Here is a 19,271-nt window from a genome sequence, read left to right on the forward strand (position 1 = left end):
TATCGCTCTCCGGGTTGTCCTGCGATGGATGACGGCATGTTGCGAAATGCTTCGTCGTCGATCGCAGAATTTCACGCTGGAGCAAAAGCACCAGCTGGTCATTGGGATGATTGTCCGCACCACCGAAAGTCGTAAGTCCTAAGGGCGCGTAGCCATTTTGTCGGAGAGGTCCGCCATGGCAGCCGCAACCCGGCCGAAAGCATTATGCGTGGCATCAATCCTGCCAATCGGAAGGTCACGTGGTCGCCCTGGTTCAGGAAGAATTGCCGGAGAGGGGGACGATGCAGAGGCTATTTGAACTGATAGGCTCTGACGTAATCGACAAACATAAAGGATGGGTCGGCCGCAGCCATTTTGGATATGCCTTCGACGATACCGAGGTCGATGAGCATATACAGCGGCTGGCGATGTTCTGGCGGAATTTTGGTTTTCCAGACGAGATTACCGTCGAAATACATGCGTATGAAATCGGAATCGATCTTCACGCCATAGGTGTGCAAATCAGCGGGATTTGCGGTGGCGAACACCTTGATGCGGGAAAAGGCCGAATCGTGCCGCCCATCCCGATGCCAAACATGTACCGTCGAAGAGTAGGCGCCGGGCTTATCGCCGTAATATTCGATGACATCTATCTCGGCGGTAGCCTTTGACCGATCCTTGCCGATAAGCCAGAAGGCCGGCCAGACACCGGGGCCATCCGGCAATCGCGCCCGCATCTCGAAGTAGCCATATTGCTGAGAAAAACCGTTTCCATGCTCATCGACCGAGGCAATCAAGCCGGAGCGCCATAGACCTTTGCTGTCGCGTGCAGCAGTAATGCGCAACATCCCGTCCTGTATTGCGAAGGGGAAGTCGCCACTCGGATCCGAGAAGCGAGCGCCGCCAAAGTCGCCATTCCATGGTGTATGGGAAATCCAGCGGGTACCAGGCCCCCAGGCGGAGATGCTGAGATCGTTGAAGGCATCCTCGAAGGTGAGTGTCATGCTTCTGACATCAAGCGTATCGCCGGTATCACCCGCGTGAACAATTCCTACATCCATGATCGAAACTAATGCAGCCGCAATTGACGCGCGAAGAAATACGCGGCGGTTGCTCCTGCATCGAACATTAGATATCGGCGCGAACTGATCCATGCATGTAAGCATGAACGGTACAATTTCTGCGGTATAGAACGTATTTCGGCCATAACGTCCACCAAAAGGCTTAGGCGCGGCGGAAATACAGCTGCATGACACCGTGGTAGTTTGCGGCGACATTGAGGCAGAACAACCGGATTGCCAGACATGAATGCCATGGGGCTCGTAACACTGATTGTGGGAGTTGTTGCGCTGACCGCGCCTGTGCGATGGTCATTCATCATCATGGTTTTGTCGACGGTATTCGGTGCGGCGGCGGCCTTCAGCATACCCGGTCTTGGCGGTGCATCGGTACTCGTTCCGAGCCTGTTTCTGATATTCTTCGCCGCACGGTTGTTTGCGGCCTACGGGGAGGGACCGTTCCTCGGCGCCCTGGCTCCCTGGCGTCCAGGTTTCTTTCTGCTGCTTCTGACGGCCTTCGGAATCTTCTCTGCGATTTTCTTCCCGCGCATGTTCCAAGGCATGACGCAGACGATGACGGTCGAACGATCGATTGGGGCACGTAACCTGATTGCATTGGTGCCGCTGCGTTTCTCTTCGAACAATATCACTCAATCGGTCTACGCGGTGGGTGGCCTCATCTGCTTCATAACGACCTTTGCCTTCTTTCGTCGCCAGGGCACCCCTTCGGCCTTTATCAACGGCGTGCTGGTCGTTATCGGTGTCAATCTCGGCTTCGCGCTTGCTGATATAGTGACCCATTTCACCCATACAGACTTTCTGCTGAGTTTCGTGCGGACAGCCAATTACGCGCTCCTGACCAATGCCGAAAAGGGCGGCCTGAAGCGCATTTCAGGCACTTTTCCCGAAGCCTCGGCCTTCGCCGATTTCACGCTCGTGCTCTTTGCCATCGTCACCAGCCTCTGGCTTGGGGGCATCCGCTCGAAGGTCACCGGCACTTTTTCGGGTCTGCTGCTGGTCGCGCTGATCCTGTCGACGTCGGCGACCGCACTTGTCGGGCTCGCCGCCATCCTGCCGATCCTCAGCCTGCAGTCATTTCTGGCCTCCCGTCGCGAGCCTGGCGCCGGCCGGCCCGTTCTGATCGTGTCCATTCTGGCGAGCATGCCGCTCGTCATCTTCTTCGTTCTCATCGTCATGCCGGATCTCGCGCATAATCTGCAAGATTTTCTGGACGAGATGCTGTTTTCGAAGGCCGATAGCCAGTCGGGACGGGAGCGCTTCATGTGGAACGCCATGGCTTACCGGGCCTTTCTGGACACGAGCGGTTTTGGCGCCGGCCTTGGGAGTGCCCGGGCATCGAGCTTCGGTCTGGTGCTGCTGTCCAATATCGGCGTCTTCGGCACGCTACTCTTTGCGATGTTCGTCGCTCGGCTGCTCTTGGCCGACATGCGCGGATCGCATTCATCATCGCGGGAAACCACCGCGGTTCTGCGCGCTGCTAAGGCCGGGATCATCACGGTTCTCATTTCAGCAGCCACGTCCGGTACTGTGTATGACCTCGGACTGATGTTCTATATCCTCGCTGGCAGCATTTCCGCGCTGAGTGCCGAAGCACGGCAGATCCGGGGCGAATACACCCCGCGGCTGCGCACCGTCGGGGAGATGCAATGAAGGTTGTCGTCTTCAACGTCAAATACAGCGAAAATCTCGGCGACGGGCTGCTTGCGGAATGTGTCGAATCCGCCTTGGCGAGCGGCAGGGATGAGATCGAAGTGGAGACGATCGACCTTGCCGGGCGACAGGCCTTTGCGACAGGCCATGGCGGCCGCAGACGGTTTGCGCTGGGATTACTCCATCGACTGCCCGCGGGCGCCCGTCGGCGGCTCGTTCGCGTCGCACTGGAGCGCAGGCTGCGCGCGCTTCGCGGACAATGGGAAGAGAAGGTTGCGGTTGCCGATGCCGTCGTGATCGGCGGCGGGAACCTGTTTCAGGACGATGATCTCAATTTCCCGCTGAAGATCGGTGCTGTGCTCGATTGTGTCGTACGGCACGATCGACCGCTGGCGATCTATGCGGTTGGGGTTGGCGGCCATTGGTCGGAGCCAGCATATCATCTCTTCGCGCGATTGAAGCAGGCGCGCCTTGTTCATCTTTCGGTACGCGACGGCTTCGCGCAGGATAATTGGCGCGAGCATTTTCCCGATGGACCCGGTGCGAAGATCGTGCGTGATCCCGGACTGCTGATCCAGGCCTCGCCGGGGCATGAAGGCGTGCGCGCTCCGTCCAAAGGCCCTTTGACCATGGGTCTGTGTGTGACGGATCCCATCGTCCTGCATCGGCATGGTGCCGTTCAGGCCGATGGTATCCCCTTCGCCGATGTTGAAGCCTACCGCGATCTGATCGAGCTTCTCCTGGATGACGGCCAGCAGGTGGTCTTGTTCTGCAATGGAGCCAAAGAGGATCAAGCTTTTGCGGAGCGCATCGGCGCTTCGGTCGCCAGGCAGCGTATTGCCACGTCCGGCACTCTGGAGGTTTGCAGACGCCCGCGGCTTCCGATCGATCTCATCCAGATCATCCAGTCGCTGGATGTGGTTCTGGCTCACAGATTGCACGCATGCATTGCCGCCTATGCGCTCGGAATTCCGCATGTCGGCTTGGCTTGGGACAAGAAGGTTGAAGGCTTCTTCAACTCGGTCGGGCGCGAAACCTACTTCATAAAGGGAGTATCGCCGCCGCCGAAGCACGTCGCCCTGCTCCTGAAGGCGGCGCAGCAGGAAGGCATAGAGGCGCGCCGCCATCGCGACACGATTTCGGAAGCCCGCGCCGGAATCTCCAACATGCGGCGACATCTGGTCGAGCGCGACCAATGCGCTATGTCGCGGATATAGGTGCACGCAAAACGATACAAGAGGCCGTTAGTATAGAATTTGTGACGCGGACGGAAATACTAAAAAGTATACATAAAAACGTCGAATTTTGTCCCGCTATGGCGGTAAAAATTCGAGGAACAACGGATATCGATTTGCAATAAAGACATCGTGGATTTTCTATGGTATTAAATACTTGGAACTCACGAAAAATATATTTTCGAAAGGCCCATGGAGCGTTCGAAATATGCTTTTCGTCCGAGGGGATGACGGCATGGCAGCGCAGCTTTCAATTGAGCATATTCGCAGCCTCGGTGGTGTAGCGCGGACCTTTGTTGCAGGTAGTGTGATCTGCGACTACGACCACGATACGCCACGCCTTCTCTTTGTGCTCGATGGGTGGGCCTCGCGCAGCAAGATGCTTCCGAACGGCACGCGCTTCATGACGGAATTCGTGTTGCGCGGCGATATGATTTCGACATCCCTGACGGCGCTTTCGCGCGAGACCGTGCGGGCGATCACCAATGTCACGGTGATGGTCTTCCCTGACTTCACCTCTCTGCCGAAGATCGAAGCGCCAACGTTTTTCTATCGTATCGTCATTGCTGAACTGGTGCGACATCAGGCGCGCATGTCTGAGAGGCTCGCCAATATAGGACGCCGCGACGCTCTGGAGAAAACCGGCTACCTGCTGCTCGAGCTCGGGGCGCGCATCGGCACTTCGCGGGACTATGCAAACGCAGAATACTTCGATTGTCCTTTGACCCAGGCGGATATTGGCGACGCGGTTGGCTTGTCGACGGTGCACATCAACCGCGTCCTCAGGGACATGCGTGAAGCCGGCCTGCTGTCCTTCCGCAACGGCATTGTCGCCTTTCTCGATCGGCCGCGTCTAGCCGATCTCGTCGACTTCGACGAGTCCTGTTTCGACACAACTATGGTTTGAGCAATACTTTGTCTCCATTACTAATGGAGCAAGAAAGAATTATTTTATGCAATATTTAAATTCATTATTAACATATGTTAATGCGCGGAAAAACAAAATAAGCAATTACTACGGTAACATAAACCTAAAAAGAGGGGAGAAATATGGGAACTCAAGAAGATCCTCGGCTTAAACGGATGTTATTCTCTTTAAATCGAGTAAATACTCTAAAGGTTGCAAGAAATACAAAGGCCATTTTAAAAGTTGGGGGTAACGGCCATGATTGGACAATCGCTCACAAGTGAAAAATTCACGTCAGACACGGGCGCACGCATCATTTCAGTTCGGACATCCGACACGTTGAGGCCATTCATCGCATCCGGCACGCCCGGGATCGATGAATGGGAAGACTATATTCTTCTCATAGATTCTCGCGCTCTCGATCGCGAGTGCCTGTCGAAAAGTCTGACCGAATGCGATAGCGCCATGCATATCGTTACCGTGGGTTCGCTCGACGAATGGCAGATGCGCAATATGCAAGTGTTACCGTCCGCGGTTCTCTTCATGATCGGCGGCCGTAAGGTTTCCGACGCGGATGTCAGTGCCAAGATCTGCGCTCTGGTGGAAAGATTCCAGACGAGCCCGGTGATCGTCGGCGCTGATGGCGATGAGCTTGCACAGTTGCTGCATGCGCTGGAGTGCGGCGCCCGCGGCTACATCCCGACAAGCGTCGGAATCAAGGTCGCCGCCGAAGCGGTGGCTCTCGCGCGGGCAGGTGGTGTCTTCGTGCCGGCAAGCAGCCTGCTGGCTGCCAAGGAGGCGATCGCACCCGTGGCCAGCCGCAACTGCTGCCTCGACAGCTTGTTTACGCCACGCGAAGTCGTCGTCGCGGAGGCTTTGAGACGAGGCAAGGCAAACAAGATCATCGCCTACGAGATGGATCTTTGCGAGAGCACGGTCAAAGTGCACATTCGCAATATCATGAAGAAACTGAACGCGACGAACCGAACGGAAGTTGCCTACAAGATTCGGGAACTCGTTCGGTGATAAGTCGGCCGCGATCACCTATCATGTAAAATAATGCCGGGAAGCGCCGTGTCGCTCCAGCTAGAAGCCATCGGCCCCCGGCGCCGGCGCAACAAGTGACCTGCAGGGCAGGTTCGCAAAGCCTCGGCTCTTGAAGCTGCCGTCGGCCGATGGAAAAGCGCCTGCCGCTTATTGCCGCCAAAAGTTGATATAGCAAGTTCGGGATTCCCGCGTATTTGAGCTGCCGGGCCTGTTCTAAGGGGCCGACCAACAGGCATTTCCGCCAAAGTTTGAGCTTGCTGCTTTTGTACGATGAGTGGAGCTTCCACACGCATCGACGACGGCATCTCAAAAAGCCAATCCGACAAATGTCGATGCTGTTTGGTGGCCGAAGCTCGCGCGGGTCAGCTCAGTGTTGCACCACACGCAGGGACGCGATTTCCGCGGGCTTGTCGTCGATGATCGCACTGACGGTCAGAAGGCCCGGCTGACGCAATCTCAGCGGTGAAAAGACAAGGCTGGCGCCCACGACGACATTGATCGGGATATCACTCGCCTCCGCGTTCTCCACGACATCCTTCTGCTCGCTCAGCTGGGCGGCGTCCAATCGCTCTTCGAGAAGCGGCTGACGGTCGCCGGGCGCGGTGCAGCGCAAAACGATCGATCGGTAGGGTTCCGTCGCCAAGGTGATCAGATTCACATGCACGCAGAACTTCGGCAGTGAAAAAGGAAATTCCGGCAGCATCAGGACGCCGCTATAGACGCCGATGAAGCTGAGCTTTTCGCCGATTTCCGTGCGAACGTCGTCGCAAAATATGCAATATCCATAGCGCATGTGTTTCAATCGTCCCGATCGTTGTTGCTGCGAGCAATTATCGTGCGGATGGCCCTTGATGAGCTCCAGGAAACGGCCCCGCCGGACCGAACCGGATAGATAGCTGCCCGGGTCTCCGGTTCGGAGAGGCCACTAACGTCTGCCGTAGACCCCTTGGGATCGCACAGCTCAATGTGGATCTCTTTGTCGAGCGCCCAGGCGAGATCCGCGATCGAACGAAGCGGAAGCTCTGTTTGCCCGCAGAGATAACGGTTCAGATCCCTTCGGCTGACGCCGACCAACTCCGCAAGTCGCTGCTGAGTAAACCCTTTCTGCGATCGCCTTTCGAGGACGGCGGCGGCCAGGTCGCTGCGAACATCTGCGATGAAACGGCTGGCCGCCCGCGCCCGCGCCCCTATCTCAAACCGAAATGACATCTTCCGGATTTACTCCCTCTACGCACAACGCATCACCCACACCAAGCGTGCGGCGCAATCGGCGCACCTCCAGCCGATAGCCGCGGTAAAGATCGTGATCCTTCACATGATCGGCCCAGTCTCCAAAGACAGCGACAAAACAGTCTCGCATGGCGAACCAGCCGAATATGCGGAAATCGACAGTCTTCAATTCCCAAACCGCATTTCGTTCGACCCGGATTGCCCGGAATTGTCGGCAATGAATGAGCGGTTTCCCTGAAACGAATGTATAGAAAAGAAAATCCAGCTGCTCGACAGGCCTGAGGACCGCACCGAGCGACGATGGTTCGTCCTTGCTTACGCGCTCGCTCAACCAGTTCACGAAGCTTGGTGTCGCGAAAAGCAGTCGCTTGGGTGACTGCTTTCGACCAAGCTGGATCTCAACTTTAACGATTGCTTCGGATGCCACGAGACTGTCAAACGTAGCCATAGCTGTCAACTAATCCATTATCATGTGGCAAGCCTTTCATCGAAGCTATCTAAGGGTAGCATGAATTGCTGCACACCTGGATTGTATTTATCTAGCTTTCATATGGGTTAGAATGCCTAATCAAAGAAGAGTATAGCTCATACGTCATAGCGATACACATCTAATCCGTTACTCATTTCGAAGTAGGCGCTTTCTATTTCACATAGATCTGCGTTGCTGTCTTAGTCCGAACGGTTCTCTTGTTCGGCTCTCCTTCCGCGGCCTATTAAAAAGCTCGAGGGCGGCGAATGGTCGCTTGCCCCGTCATGGAGAACAGGGAGGATCACATGAGGACGATTGGAGCTCTCGCCATCTTGCTGGCAAGCACGTCTTTGACATTTGCCGGGCCCCCGTCGCCGCCAGCCGAAAACGAATCGTTTATCGGCCAGGTGGGTGCATTCAACGGTGCTTTCGTCAGTCAGAACACTGGCAATAATGATGCTCTGACATTCCAGAATGGCGTCGGCAACTTCGCCGTCACCAATCAGGACAAGGCCAAATCCAATACATCAGCCATCCTGCAATTCGGTGACGGCAACGTCGCCTTCGCCGACCAGAAAGGCAAGACGAACGATCAAAGCACGTTCCAGGCCGGCGTCATGAACTTCGCCTCGACCCTGCAGCGGGACGGCGCGGATAACAGCTCGACGATCGCCCAGTTCGGCTTCGGCAACTCCGCCTTCGCGGACCAGTCCAAGGGAGATAACTCCCAAGACACGCTGCAGGTCGGTGGCCTGAACTTCGCCTCGACAACCCAGACCGACGGCAAGCATGGCGGAAACGACTCCAGTACCATGCAGTTCGGCTGGGGTAATGGCGCCATCGTCGGCCAGGACGGCGGCGGCAACGACCAGACAACGCTGCAGGTCGGCGCCGGCAACTTTGCCGTCACCTCTCAGTTCGGTGTCATCGGCTTCAACGGCAATTCGTCGTCGACGACCCAGTTCGGTTGGGGCAATATATCCTTCGCCGATCAGGCGGGCGGCAACAACTCGCAAGACACGTTGCAGGCGGGCGCGCATAATTTCGCCATGACCGGCCAGTCGTCGTTCTTCGGCACGAACAAGGCGACCACGGCGCAGTTCGGTGTGGGCAACACCGCTCTGACATCCCAGATCGCCAATCCGCTCGGCTCCAACAATTCGATGATCGTGCAGGCCGGCTATCGCAATACCGCGATCGCTTCGCAATCGGGGCTGCAGACAGTGTTCCCCGTCAGCGGTTCGAACCTTCAGGGAACCATCCAGATCGGTTCGGGAAACTATGCCGTTACCTCTCAGACCAGCTCGAGCGGCCTGACGAACACGTCGGTTACGGCGCAGTTCGGCTATCGCAACACGGCCGTTACGGTCCAGCACTAAGTTTGCCGATGGAGGAGGCGAAAGCAAATGTCCGCCTCCTCCTTTAATGCGGCTGAACCAGCCATGTATGCCGGAAACAATGTCGGGCGATCAACATCCATCTTGCTTCTGAAATCCTTCTTGTCCGCGGCCTTGTTGTTCGCGTACGCCGCTCCTGCCTCGTCTCAGGCTGAGTTTGAGTGCCTGATCAAGGCAGACAGGAAGGATGAGTTTCTTATGGTGCGGGCGATTGCAAAGTCTGTAGTAACAGTATCCGGAACATACAGGCTGGTTCTTTTCAAACATAGCGCAGCAGGTTCAAGCCAGAGCATTCAGCAAGGTAGCTTCGCATTAAAGCCAGGAGCAGAGAACCTTCTTGCCACGACAATGGTCGATGCAGGAAACGGGGTAGAACTGAGTGCAAGGCTATTGATCGAAACCGATCGAGGTATATCACAATGCAGATTGCCAGAATGAAACGCCTGAACGATACGAAATCCGTGCTCGGCGCCGCTCTCGTCTTGGCTGCCTCGTTCTGCCAGATTGCAACGGAATGTCGAGCCGAGACGGCCTATGTCGCCCAGATCCCGGTAAATGTCACGACGACGGTGCAACTCGGAAATCTGCCGCCTCAACAGCAGCAGCAATATCATTCTTCGTCATCCCACCTTGCCGCAGGTATGGCCGCTACGCCGGAAGCGATCCTAGTGCCGCGAGGCAATAACTTGGCAAGGACGCTGGAAATAGGAACGCGCAACAGCGTGTATCACCTTCAGTCAGGAGCGGGTAACAGCTCGACTGCCGGTATCATAGGGAACTACGGCAATATCAACGTCCTGCAGGGCGGCAATAATCTGAAGTCGAATGTCGTATTGCTGAATGGCGCAGGCCTGAACGTAAGTGTTCTTCAACCTGCGGGTTCGGCACCTGTCAATGTGCTGATCGCACGTTTACCGGGTGGTGGCTTGCTCATCAAACGTTGAGTGGACGCAGCAGCCTTTGAAAATAGGGAAGGGGAATAGCAATGAGAATAGATGCGGCAATGATTACAGTTGGTCTGGTAGCCTTGATGGCGGCGCCGGCCATGGCGGGGCAATTGGTCTATCAGCCAACCAATCCGACATTTGGGGGAAATCCGTTGAATGGTTCATTCCTTCTTTCGACGGCGCAGACGCAGGGCGCCGGCGTCAAGTCGGGGCAGCAACAGACGCCGGATCTATCCGGTCTCGACAAGGCCTTGAGTAATCTTGGGAACGTTAATCAAGGTACGGGTTCAACCGGAACATCTCCGGTCATCGTGATCCAGAGCGGCCAGGTGCCGGCCAATCCTTGAACCAAATTGATTGTGTCCTCGTTCGGTGTTGTTGGGAGCGATTTATTCGAGCGTCCATGTCACATGTTGGTTTTCCTGTCGCAGCCATTCTATGCGGATTGGGTCTTGGTGGCTGCGCCGCCGCGGGCAGCAGCCTCGACCCGATGAGCACTCCAGCGACGCTTATGCCCGCCACGAAGTCAGGTGTGGCATTGGAGAGTCTGCCGCCACCCATACAAAAGCTCGATGTGGCGGTCTATTCCTTTCCCGATCTGACGGGACAGAACAAACCCAATGAAAACTTTGCCGAATATTCCCGCGCTCTGACGCAGGGCGGCGCGCAGCTGTTGACTGACGTGCTGACGAAGGCTGGTAACGGTAACTGGTTCAATGTCGTCGAGCGCACGGATCTGCAATCGCTGCTGCAGGAGCGCCAGATCATCCAGAACACGAGATCGGCGGTTTACGGCGCGAAGGCTGGCGGCATCCCGCCGCTTCGGTTTGCCGGAGTGCTGCTGGATGGCGGTATCATAGGTTATGATTCCAATGAAACGACGGGCGGTATCGGTGCCAATTATCTCGGGATCGGCGGAAATACACAGTACCGAAAGGACATCGTGACCGTATCCTTGCGGGCCGTCAGCGTTAGCACGGGACGAGTGCTAGCCTCTGTCAGCACGACCAAGACGATCTATTCCGTGCAGTTGCAGGGATCGGCGTTCCGTTTCGTCGGCGTCGACCAGCTGCTCCAGATCGAGGGCGGCATTACACGAAATGCGCCCACGACCTTGGGCGTCCAGGAAGGCATTCAGCTCGCAGTCTATTCGTTGATTTTCGAGGGCGTAAGGAACGGGCTGTGGCAATTCAGGGATGCCGCCGCCGGCGCGGCGTTCATGCGATATCTGGACGAGCATCAAAGAGCCATGACGTACAAGCTCGATGCCAACGGCCGACCGATCGGCCCGGCGGTCGCCGTTCCCGCCGCCAGCGCGACGCAACCGGCCGTGGAGGCCGCTTCCCAGCCCATCCTGGTCAAGGACAGGCCGAAGAGCTTATGATCGTTGCCGGCGCCAAATCATTTTTTCCGGCAGATTTCGGATTGTGCGTTGTCAGGTCCGCAGGTCGCAGCTCCGTTCTGGGTGCTGGCATTCGGATTTGGTTTGACCGGAGCCTTGCCGGCAGGTCCTTTCTCCAGGTTGCCGTTCTTCCTCGGCGGAATACGTCCTTTCACCTGGGGAATTTGGGTCTCTGAAAATCCGGAACGCCGGATGATGGGTTGACTGCTTGCTAGGACATCGGCTGAGCCGAGCGTGCCGGCAAGAAGCAAGATAGCCGTAACAGCAATGATTTTACTGGGATGCATCATGTCGATATTGCTCCTGAATCGCAATCTTGAGCCGATATCGAATTATCGGCTCCGAACATGCCGCTCTCGAAGTTTCAGCTGGCCGAAGGCCTCTCAGTTTCATGTTTGCTGCCGCTCCCATTGGGGCCTTGTTCTCGCCGCGCGCCTCGGGCGGTCGCCTGGTGCTTTGATCATTGCCTGCCGCCAAGATACAGTCAGCGTGATACCGCGCCTGACCCAACCGTTGGCAAATGGCCATCGGTCGGTGCGGGTGCAGCTCGCTCGGTCACTCCATTGCCCACATTCGGAAAAATGCTGCCTGCCAATCGGACGTTCGCCTGCGTTCGTGATGCCTGCCTCGGCTTGTGCGGCATCACCCGGCGTTTAATCGGAGATCGAGGCACGGGCATGACGGATGTCTCCGGCAGCTGTTCGACGAAGGCAGGGTTAGCTTCCGCGGAGGGAGCCTGTTGCAGATAGCTTTCGTCGCATACGGCGCCATCGGTCAGCGCGAGCATGACGATCAGGGAGTAACCGACAACGAGTCTTGATGTCATCTGAATCGTTCCCTGCGTTTTATTAGGATATTAAACGCCTATATTCCTGCATTGAATAAATGAATTGAAATTCGTCGAATTTTTATCTTATTTAACGCAATTTGAAATTGATCAATATTCGACATTATTGCAATTTTACTATAAAATTGCAAACAAAATCGGGAGGATGGGCATGAATTTATATTTGAAGACATTCCTGTGTTGTGTGATTTTCTCGCTTTGCGGAGCGGGCGTTTCCTCCACGCTCTGGGCCGATGATAGCTCAGCGGCGCCGCAATCGGGGTCTCAAAATGTGACGCCGGATGCCGGCAAGAGCGATCCATCCAGCGCCGCGGCTCCGGCTACACCAGCGCCAGCCGGTCCGCAGATTAGCGAACAGAAGTTCGATGCGTGGATATTGCAATGTTCGGCCGACAAAACGATGAAACCGCGCTGCCAGATCGTCTACCGGTTGACATCACCGGATCAAAGGCAGGTGTTCATGGTCATCAGCATGGCGCGTTCCGCGGACAAGAAGATTGGCATGCAGATGGCTCTTCCGCTTGGTTTTGCTATTCAGGGCGGTGTGAAGATCGGCTTCGGCAGCAAATATTCGACGATGGCGAAGGTATCGCGCTGCACCACGCAAGGATGCCTGGTGGAGGGATTGTGCCCACCCTCGATGCTTGCTGCCTTGATGAAGGAAAAGTCGGGAAAAGTCTCGATCCGCATGATGCAGGGAAACATGGCGGAGCTTCCGATCTCTCTGACCGGTTTCGGTGCCGCCTTCCAGGCTATGCAGGCAGATAGCGGATCATGATCGAGACGCTTCCGTCCGCTCGCAGGTCACCTTTTTATGGCTACAAATAGAAAGCTTTCGATATGGCTGCCAGCGGCCGCTTGGTGATCTCCGAAAATTCAGGATCTTGCCGACTTGTCATGAATTGGCCGGCTCCACGTCCTCACGTGTTTCCGGAAGGGCGGCGAAGGCGGCCGCTCGCACGATCTCCTTCGCCGCTTCATCATCAGTCGACGCTACGTTCCATTCATCGCCTGCAGGTCGGCGACATCGATGCCGTGCGTGTCGAACCACCATTCCGGTGGCATGTCGGGATATTTTTCGCGAAGGCGCAAATATTTGGAGCGCAATCGTTCCTGACGCACGACTTCCTGTTCGAAATAGGGATGGTCCAGTGCTCCGCCCATCACATGGATGCGGCGAAGGAGCTTTCGCAAGACATATCCCTGCTCCTTGTTTCCCGGCTTGTAGCCGCTCTCCACGATCGTCGTGACCGTATCGCGCAACATGCCGAGTGCATCAGCCGGTGGCGTGCCGTTCACGATCATGTCGAGACGTTCGGCGCCGAAACCCACGTCGATACAGGTTCCGAGTGGATTGACGATATTCCCGATCTCGATGCCGTCCTTATAGAACTCGGTGCAATATCCGCTGATGCTGCCGTCGCTCCAGGTGCATTCGTCATCCGGAATGACGGGAATGCGACCGCGATAGAACGGTGTCCATTCTTCGAGGCGATCCGGATGGATCGTGACATGATCGGGCACCAGATCAAGGGTTCCGAGAAACTCGAGCCAGAAATCAATGGCGTCGCCGACAGTCATTTCCCTGAACGAGAAAAGCCCCAGCATCGTGAAGTGAAGAAAATGCGTTCCGTCCCCGATCTCATCGAGATCGCCCATTCTCAGGCAGGCCTGAGTATTGGCGACGGTACCAATATGGGAAGGGTCGGAGAAGAGGGGCTTGTACTGCTGCATCCCAGCGCTGCAGAAGAGCGTGGTATTATCGTGCGGCCGTACGGAGTCTATGCGGGTGAATTTGATGCCTTTGGAAAGGCAGAAGTCTCGGTATTGCTGGATCAGGCGTCCCGCGATGACATAGGCAACCTCCTTTGCTGTTCATGTGCCTTCTTAGAACATAGCGACGCGATGTGGGATCTGCAATGCGCAGATGCGAGTTTCAGCTTGCCAGGCGGAAAGGGCATGCCGCTTCAAGTGGTGGATATTCTTCACCTTTGCTACATGCCTGTCTTGTTTTTGCTGTAGATCAGGTCCGAAGCGCTGATGTTTATTTTTGACGAAAGCGACGAGATTGCTTCGTCGATCGGTTTGGTGTACGGCCTTGGCCCATAATGATCGCAAGCGATCGCCGCGCGACGGTCGTTGCTCTCAGAAAATGCCAGCCTCTCATCAATGCTGATTGTCCATCAACTGCGCTCCGTCTTCGAGCACACACTAAAATATCATGGTTAAACAGACAAAGCCCTTCGTTATCGAAATCAAATCCTCCCGCCGAACAAAAGCAAAGACAGTCGAATCGGCCCGATCGATCTGGGGAGAGCTTGCAGCCGATCTCAAGCAGACCCTGGCGATGGAGCAGGAAACGCGGCCAAGCGCGTCTCAGCCCGCGGACTGCGCGGCGCTTCCGACACCGGATTGCGAGACGGTTATCGATCATGATGAAGCAACGGCTCCGCGGCCCGGGTTTCAGTTTCTTGAAAAATGGATTGCAAGGAAGGCTGAGAAGCCGAAGGCCGGGTCGCAGGGCGTGGTTGAGGCGTTCCTCGCGCGGCTTGACCAGCAAAAGATCCTGCTTGCGGAGTTTCAGTCGGATCCCGACGGTTTCAAGCGTTGGCGCTCGGCGTGGTTTCGCAAGGTCACCGGTGGTTTCGGCGTGAGCGTCAGCCATGACCTGATCGATGCTGGTGGCGGTCTGCGATATGTCGTCGTCGATACGCTTGATGGCGTCTCTCAGTTTCTTGATGATCTCCGTCATCACGCGCAAACCGATCTGGATTTTCAGCGAGCTTTGGAGGTGAACCGCATGCAGCGCGCGGCCCGGCTGACTGGCGGCAAAGCAATCTGATGGCTTTTCGGGACAACGGTATGTCCCAGCTCAAAGACCCGGACTGTGGCGCGATCCGGCGGAGCGGCTTCAGCCACTTAACGTCCTGATCTTCGGTATCCTCGTCGTAAAGCCGCCACCCGCTTTCGCGCATCTGGCTCGCGGTTTCGAGTGCAGGTGTGCCATCTATCGGTAGCGTCTCAGTATTTCACGTTCTTCCGGTGGGCGTGCCATGCGGCGCTCCCACAGGATAAGCAGGGAGCTTGAGGCGATGATGAGGAGGGCGCCGGCAAAGACGTTCGTCGGCGGAATCTCGGCCCAGATCACATAGCCGTACACGAAAGCCCAAACGAGGCCGCTATATTCGATGGGCGCCAGCGTCGAAGCGGGTGCGTATCGAAAGCCTTCGTAGAGCAGAAACTGCCCAATCGTCGAGATAATGCCGAGGGTCAGCATCAGTGCCCAGCCGCTCGCGTCAGGGGTCTTCCATGTCCATGGAAATGACAGGGCACAGGCAATGCCGAATATCAGGCTCGTGGCATACATCTGGGTAAGCGTGGTCTCGCTTCGGCTGACGAGTCGGATCAGGATCGTGCTCCAAGCCCAGCAGAAACCCGCGACGATGCACATGGCGGCGGGCAGGAGGTTGGGCGAATGGCTTGGATTTGCGGCGATCGCCACCCCGATGAAGCCTCCTATGCAGGCGATCCAGCGGCCCGCATGGACTTTCTCCTTGAGAACGAAGATCGATAGAGCCACGACGATCATCGGCGCCGAAAAGTACAGTGTCGTCAGTTCTGCCAGACCCAGATAGCGGGCCGCATTGTAGAAGAGCAGCCAGGCAAGCAGCATCAGCCCGGCGCGCAGGACGACCGTGCCGCGATAGGGGCTTTTGAAAATTGAGGGATGGCGCCGATAACGGACGAGCACGCCTGCGACCAGCACGATGACCAGACTGCGCATGAAGAGGATCTCCGGTACTTCGTAGCTGGCGACCAGCCACTTCACCATCGCGTCCTGAAGGGAAAAGCAGGCATATCCCGCGCAGGCGAGCGCGATCCCTGCAATGGGTCCCTTCTCACGGTTTCCGGAAATCATATGGCCTCGCAGGGTATGTCGGATCGATACGGTCGCTTCCCATTGCAGGAAGCGGTTCGCGGTATAGTGGCGCGAGCGATCCTCTGGCTAAGCGCTTTCCCTCGAACTGACAAGTGAGCTCGAAATATCATGCTGCTTTTATTGCGCTTTTCGTAAGCGTTTCCGTCGGGGATGGAACGAAACGCCGTCTGCGATGTTCCCCAACTGGAAAATCCCGGTGGTGACATTTTCTGGGAGGACATCGTGCCTGACCTTAGCGATATCATGCGGGTGGAGGTGGACTGGCTGGACATTGTTGTCCGTCTGGTGTTGGTTGTCATTGCCGGAGGATTGATCGGCATCAATCGAGAGATGGGCGGGCATGCGGCTGGGTTTCGGACGACGATCCTGGTCGGGCTTGCTGCGTGCTTGTCGATGATCCAGGCCAATCTCCTGCTGTCCGCATTGGGCAAGACGTCACAATCGTTTGCCTCGATGGATGTGCTGCGCTTTCCACTCGGCGTCCTGACCGGCGTCGGCTTTATCGGCGGCGGTGCCATCCTTAAGCGCGGAGATCTCGTTACCGGCGTAACGACGGCTGCGACCCTGTGGATCATGACTGCCGTTGGCCTATGCATCGGCGGCGGTCAACTTATTGTCGGTTCGGCCGGCGCCCTCATTGCCTTTGTGGTGCTATCGCCGCTTAAGCAGTTCGACAGACTGATTCCTCGCAGGCAGAAGGCGCGTATCGTGATAGAGCTGCCTTACCATGCCGGCGTTGGGATCACCGACATGCAGGCAGCGCTTGAACCGCTCGGATATGTCTTCTCTTTTGTCGGCAAGGCGGCGGGCTCGACCGAGGCAGTTGCGCATATTTCCTACGAGGTGCGATGGCGGCAGGCAGGACTGGATGGCGGTGGCGCGCAGTTGCTGACATCTCTTCAAGAGCATTACAAGGTCGTATCTTTGGAAATGCTGACGACTGGAACTTGATACAAGTCCCAGATCGGAACATTCCGGAGCGGTGAAAGTTTGTCCCTAATCAAAGAGGGAGAAAACCATGACCGAAACCAAGCAACAGACAATGGCAAAGGATTCTCCGGATCGCGGCGATATACGCACCCTTCAGGCGCTTGATCAGGCAGCTGGTGGCTCGGGGGATTTCGCAGCCGAGGAGACGAGGCGACATTCGTCAGACGAAATTCGGCCCGAACATGGTACGGATGACGCACGCTGCGAGGATTCAGCCGAATCCGACCGGCAGCGCAAGCAAACGGCCGATGAAATTTCCGTCAGGATTTCCAATGTCAGGATGACCTCCGGATCAGGGGAGGCAGGGGAGGGTAAACTCTCCGAAGACCCGCCAGCCAGAACCTCTACGTCGACGCAGGAAAGGACCGATGAGCAAATTCGTACCGAAATCGAAGGCAGGCTGAAGGCCGACCGATTGCTAAACGAGGCGAGCATCTTCGTCACTGTCAGTCGCGGACGCGTCATTGTTGATGGGTCTGTCGAAAATCACGAGGCCAAGCAGCGCGCCGAGGCGATCTCCCGGCAAGCCAGCGGCATAACCGGGCATGACAGCAATCTTACCGTGCGCAAATCCTCATAGGATCAGGACTTCGACATGCGAATGCTGCTGCTCCTCATTTTCGGCTTGATGATCGCGTCCATTCTGGGGATTCTCGTCATTAAGCCGTTCACGTCGGGCGATAATCGAGACTCTGGCGCCGTTACGCACGGTCCTATAGAGCAACCGGAACCAAAGCCGTAAGAAAGATCGGCTTTATTTGTCTGGCTGTTGGCCGTTTTGCTGTTCTTTCGGCTGGTCGCCAGGCTTGATGACAGGCATGTCGCCGACCTGCGGCGCAGGCTTTTCCATTTTGCTGTCGCCAACGGACGGTGGTTTCAGCACGCCGCCGCAGTCGGATAGCTTCTGGCTGGGATTGCCGTCCGGCGTGGACGTCTGCCCGCTTTCCGCATGCCTGTTGTCAGTCTGCCGGTTGGTATCCTCTGCCTTGCATCGATCGTCGTTCGATTGTTGTGCGAACACGAAATTCGATGACATGACGGCCGCTACCACCGTTATCAGCAGGAATCGCGCGGATTTGGCCACCGCACTCCGGGTGTTCGAAAGGCGCGACCATTCAGACTTGGGTGGAGATGATGGTATCGGCGCCGATGGTGCCTTCGACGACACCGCGCTGACGATATTCCTTGCCATTGTTCACCTCGATGACGGTATAGAGTTTTTCGTTGCGAAAGACGCTTGCCATCCTGGTCGTTTTGTCCTCCGCGGGGGCGGCATCGATATCCATGAAATCCACTTCCCTTTCGGCTGCCACAATTCGGGCATCGCCCGCGGTGCGGGCGGCAACCAGAACCGCACCGTGCGATTTCGCGTCCAGCCAGTTGGGGTCGTCGTCGGCCGCGACCGGGACCAAACGATAAAGCTTCAAAGGCTCATCCATCTTCTATCTCCTCGAATGTTGGAAAGGTTGCAGATCGGATGGGTAGGAAGCTCGGCCGCCATTTCGTTGGCTATGGAGAGAAAGCGGAAAAATCTCCATATTCTTCAGCACCATCGAGTCCGCTTGGCACGATCTGCAATCTCATGAGGCTAACGCCGGGCTTTGCCCATTGTTCCGGTTTATGCTGGTCGGATGCGGTGGTCCTCGATGGAACCATCTTTGGAGGTTCCGGTTAGGCCCATAGGAATTTGCAAAGATGGAGGCTTGCCATGGCATTCGAGGAACCGAAAAAGCCGCAGCACCAGAAGAAGCCGTTATCCGCGACCGAGGCTCGTCAGGGCGTGCGCGGCACGCATTTGTCTACCATCTTGATTACGGCGTTGGTTCTGGCGGCAATCGTATGGGCCGGTGTTGAAGTTTGGGGCCGTTACATCGAGCCACGCAAACCGCAGATCCCGGCGCCGACGATAAGTTCCTCCAATGGGCAGCCGCAGGCGGGCACGATAGACAATACGCCGCCGGTGGGGCAATCCACACAGCCCGCTCCAACCGATCGCACGGAGAACAATCAGCAGGGCACGAAGAGCACGCCGGCTCAACCAAATCGCGACGGAACGCAGAATTAGCAGGCTTTCGAAATTTGTGGGGATCGATGTGCATTGCGGGTATCCGATCCTCTTTCAGGGAGCGGACATGGGAGCGGCTTTCTCGCG

At 56.6% G+C, this 19,271-nt stretch carries 24 protein-coding genes; 14 read left to right on the plus strand and 10 right to left on the minus strand.

The genetic code is table 11. The features are described 5' to 3' along the window. Positions 1–290 precede the first annotated feature (290 nt). A complete protein-coding gene (locus tag AC13QY_RS07055) occupies positions 291–1,133 on the minus strand; it encodes a glycoside hydrolase family 16 protein (RefSeq protein WP_488493052.1) in 843 nt (280 codons plus the stop codon). Positions 1,134–1,283: 150 nt separating this feature from the next. Here AC13QY_RS07055 and AC13QY_RS07060 point away from each other — a divergent pair, with 150 nt between their 5' ends. From AC13QY_RS07060 to AC13QY_RS07075, 4 genes are all read left to right on the plus strand, one after another. Then, positions 1,284–2,708, plus strand: coding sequence for a hypothetical protein (locus tag AC13QY_RS07060; RefSeq protein WP_488493053.1), 1,425 nt, complete (start codon positions 1,284–1,286; stop codon positions 2,706–2,708). Further along, complete coding sequence (locus AC13QY_RS07065) at positions 2,705–3,925, plus strand: polysaccharide pyruvyl transferase family protein (RefSeq protein ID WP_488493054.1); 1,221 nt, start codon at positions 2,705–2,707, stop codon at positions 3,923–3,925. The genes AC13QY_RS07060 and AC13QY_RS07065 overlap by 4 nt, the downstream gene beginning before the upstream one ends. Positions 3,926–4,178: 253 nt before the next feature. After that, positions 4,179–4,850, plus strand: coding sequence for a Crp/Fnr family transcriptional regulator (locus AC13QY_RS07070; RefSeq protein WP_162746339.1), 672 nt, complete (start codon positions 4,179–4,181; stop codon positions 4,848–4,850). A gap of 258 nt (positions 4,851–5,108) precedes the next feature. Then, positions 5,109–5,876 carry a response regulator transcription factor gene (locus tag AC13QY_RS07075; protein WP_069615132.1) on the plus strand — a complete coding sequence of 256 codons (768 nt, stop codon included), beginning with the start codon at positions 5,109–5,111 and terminating at the stop codon, positions 5,874–5,876. A gap of 388 nt (positions 5,877–6,264) precedes the next feature. Here the strand turns inward: AC13QY_RS07075 and AC13QY_RS07080 are convergent, their stop codons facing one another. Genes AC13QY_RS07080 through AC13QY_RS07090 form a run of 3 tightly spaced genes read right to left on the minus strand, consistent with a single transcriptional unit; the run spans position 6,265 to position 7,554 of the window. Then, positions 6,265–6,690: a DUF6941 family protein gene (locus AC13QY_RS07080; RefSeq protein ID WP_113331208.1), complete on the minus strand. Its 426-nt coding sequence runs from the start codon at positions 6,688–6,690 to the stop codon at positions 6,265–6,267. A gap of 5 nt (positions 6,691–6,695) precedes the next feature. Beyond that, on the minus strand, positions 6,696–7,106 hold the full coding sequence (locus tag AC13QY_RS07085; RefSeq protein WP_113331207.1) for a helix-turn-helix domain-containing protein: 411 nt from the start codon (positions 7,104–7,106) through the stop codon (positions 6,696–6,698). After that, a complete protein-coding gene (locus AC13QY_RS07090) occupies positions 7,090–7,554 on the minus strand; it encodes a hypothetical protein (RefSeq protein WP_173002521.1) in 465 nt (154 codons plus the stop codon). The genes AC13QY_RS07085 and AC13QY_RS07090 overlap by 17 nt, the downstream gene beginning before the upstream one ends. 347 nt (positions 7,555–7,901) lie before the next feature. Between AC13QY_RS07090 and AC13QY_RS07095 the strand changes: the two genes are divergently transcribed. The 5 genes from AC13QY_RS07095 to AC13QY_RS07115 all read left to right on the plus strand — a co-directional run bounded on the left by AC13QY_RS07095 (position 7,902) and on the right by AC13QY_RS07115 (position 11,324). Continuing rightward, a complete protein-coding gene (locus tag AC13QY_RS07095; RefSeq protein WP_488493055.1) occupies positions 7,902–8,975 on the plus strand; it encodes a hypothetical protein in 1,074 nt (357 codons plus the stop codon). Positions 8,976–9,002: 27 nt separating this feature from the next. Then, positions 9,003–9,431 carry a curli-like amyloid fiber formation chaperone CsgH gene (csgH, locus tag AC13QY_RS07100; protein ID WP_113395115.1) on the plus strand — a complete coding sequence of 143 codons (429 nt, stop codon included), beginning with the start codon at positions 9,003–9,005 and terminating at the stop codon, positions 9,429–9,431. Next, on the plus strand, positions 9,413–9,937 hold the full coding sequence (locus AC13QY_RS07105) for a hypothetical protein (protein ID WP_488493056.1): 525 nt from the start codon (positions 9,413–9,415) through the stop codon (positions 9,935–9,937). The genes csgH and AC13QY_RS07105 overlap by 19 nt, the downstream gene beginning before the upstream one ends. A gap of 41 nt (positions 9,938–9,978) precedes the next feature. Beyond that, a complete protein-coding gene (locus AC13QY_RS07110) occupies positions 9,979–10,287 on the plus strand; it encodes a curli assembly protein CsgF (RefSeq protein WP_113353315.1) in 309 nt (102 codons plus the stop codon). A gap of 185 nt (positions 10,288–10,472) precedes the next feature. Next, a complete protein-coding gene (locus AC13QY_RS07115; protein WP_488493057.1) occupies positions 10,473–11,324 on the plus strand; it encodes a CsgG/HfaB family protein in 852 nt (283 codons plus the stop codon). Between the two features lie 17 nt (positions 11,325–11,341). On the opposite strand, the gene AC13QY_RS07120 is transcribed toward AC13QY_RS07115, so the two are convergent. Both AC13QY_RS07120 and AC13QY_RS07125 read right to left on the minus strand, forming a co-directional pair. Next, complete coding sequence (locus AC13QY_RS07120; RefSeq protein ID WP_162746338.1) at positions 11,342–11,632, minus strand: hypothetical protein; 291 nt, start codon at positions 11,630–11,632, stop codon at positions 11,342–11,344. Positions 11,633–11,826: 194 nt separating this feature from the next. Further along, a complete protein-coding gene (locus tag AC13QY_RS07125) occupies positions 11,827–12,168 on the minus strand; it encodes a hypothetical protein (RefSeq protein WP_488493058.1) in 342 nt (113 codons plus the stop codon). A gap of 64 nt (positions 12,169–12,232) precedes the next feature. On the opposite strand from AC13QY_RS07125, the gene AC13QY_RS07130 reads away from it, so the two are divergent. Continuing rightward, a complete protein-coding gene (locus AC13QY_RS07130) occupies positions 12,233–12,967 on the plus strand; it encodes an invasion associated locus B family protein (protein WP_488493059.1) in 735 nt (244 codons plus the stop codon). 215 nt (positions 12,968–13,182) lie between these two features. Here AC13QY_RS07130 and AC13QY_RS07135 read toward each other — a convergent pair whose 3' ends face one another. Further along, positions 13,183–14,028 carry an alanine--tRNA ligase-related protein gene (locus AC13QY_RS07135; RefSeq protein ID WP_488493388.1) on the minus strand — a complete coding sequence of 282 codons (846 nt, stop codon included), beginning with the start codon at positions 14,026–14,028 and terminating at the stop codon, positions 13,183–13,185. A 382-nt stretch (positions 14,029–14,410) separates the two neighbouring features. Between AC13QY_RS07135 and AC13QY_RS07140 the strand changes: the two genes are divergently transcribed. Continuing rightward, a complete protein-coding gene (locus tag AC13QY_RS07140) occupies positions 14,411–15,031 on the plus strand; it encodes a hypothetical protein (protein ID WP_488493060.1) in 621 nt (206 codons plus the stop codon). A gap of 165 nt (positions 15,032–15,196) precedes the next feature. Here the strand turns inward: AC13QY_RS07140 and AC13QY_RS07145 are convergent, their stop codons facing one another. Next, positions 15,197–16,108 carry a DMT family transporter gene (locus AC13QY_RS07145; protein ID WP_488493061.1) on the minus strand — a complete coding sequence of 304 codons (912 nt, stop codon included), beginning with the start codon at positions 16,106–16,108 and terminating at the stop codon, positions 15,197–15,199. 243 nt (positions 16,109–16,351) lie between these two features. On the opposite strand from AC13QY_RS07145, the gene AC13QY_RS07150 reads away from it, so the two are divergent. Together AC13QY_RS07150 and AC13QY_RS07155 are read left to right on the plus strand one after the other, a co-directional pair. Beyond that, positions 16,352–17,080 carry an MgtC/SapB family protein gene (locus AC13QY_RS07150; RefSeq protein ID WP_488493062.1) on the plus strand — a complete coding sequence of 243 codons (729 nt, stop codon included), beginning with the start codon at positions 16,352–16,354 and terminating at the stop codon, positions 17,078–17,080. Between the two features lie 67 nt (positions 17,081–17,147). Next, complete coding sequence (locus tag AC13QY_RS07155; RefSeq protein ID WP_488493063.1) at positions 17,148–17,699, plus strand: BON domain-containing protein; 552 nt, start codon at positions 17,148–17,150, stop codon at positions 17,697–17,699. A 174-nt stretch (positions 17,700–17,873) separates the two neighbouring features. Here AC13QY_RS07155 and AC13QY_RS07160 read toward each other — a convergent pair whose 3' ends face one another. Both AC13QY_RS07160 and AC13QY_RS07165 read right to left on the minus strand, forming a co-directional pair. After that, a complete protein-coding gene (locus tag AC13QY_RS07160) occupies positions 17,874–18,203 on the minus strand; it encodes a hypothetical protein (RefSeq protein ID WP_488493064.1) in 330 nt (109 codons plus the stop codon). Positions 18,204–18,234: 31 nt separating this feature from the next. Then, entirely contained in the window at positions 18,235–18,558 is a 324-nt protein-coding gene (locus AC13QY_RS07165) for a hypothetical protein (protein ID WP_488493065.1), read from the minus strand. A 269-nt stretch (positions 18,559–18,827) separates the two neighbouring features. Between AC13QY_RS07165 and AC13QY_RS07170 the strand changes: the two genes are divergently transcribed. Next, positions 18,828–19,184, plus strand: a complete 357-nt coding sequence (locus AC13QY_RS07170) for a hypothetical protein (protein WP_488493066.1) — start codon at positions 18,828–18,830, stop codon at positions 19,182–19,184. The last annotated feature ends 87 nt before the right edge of the window (positions 19,185–19,271 follow it).

The sequence above is a fragment of the Martinezella sp. CNPSo 3795 genome (genome assembly GCF_057784475.1).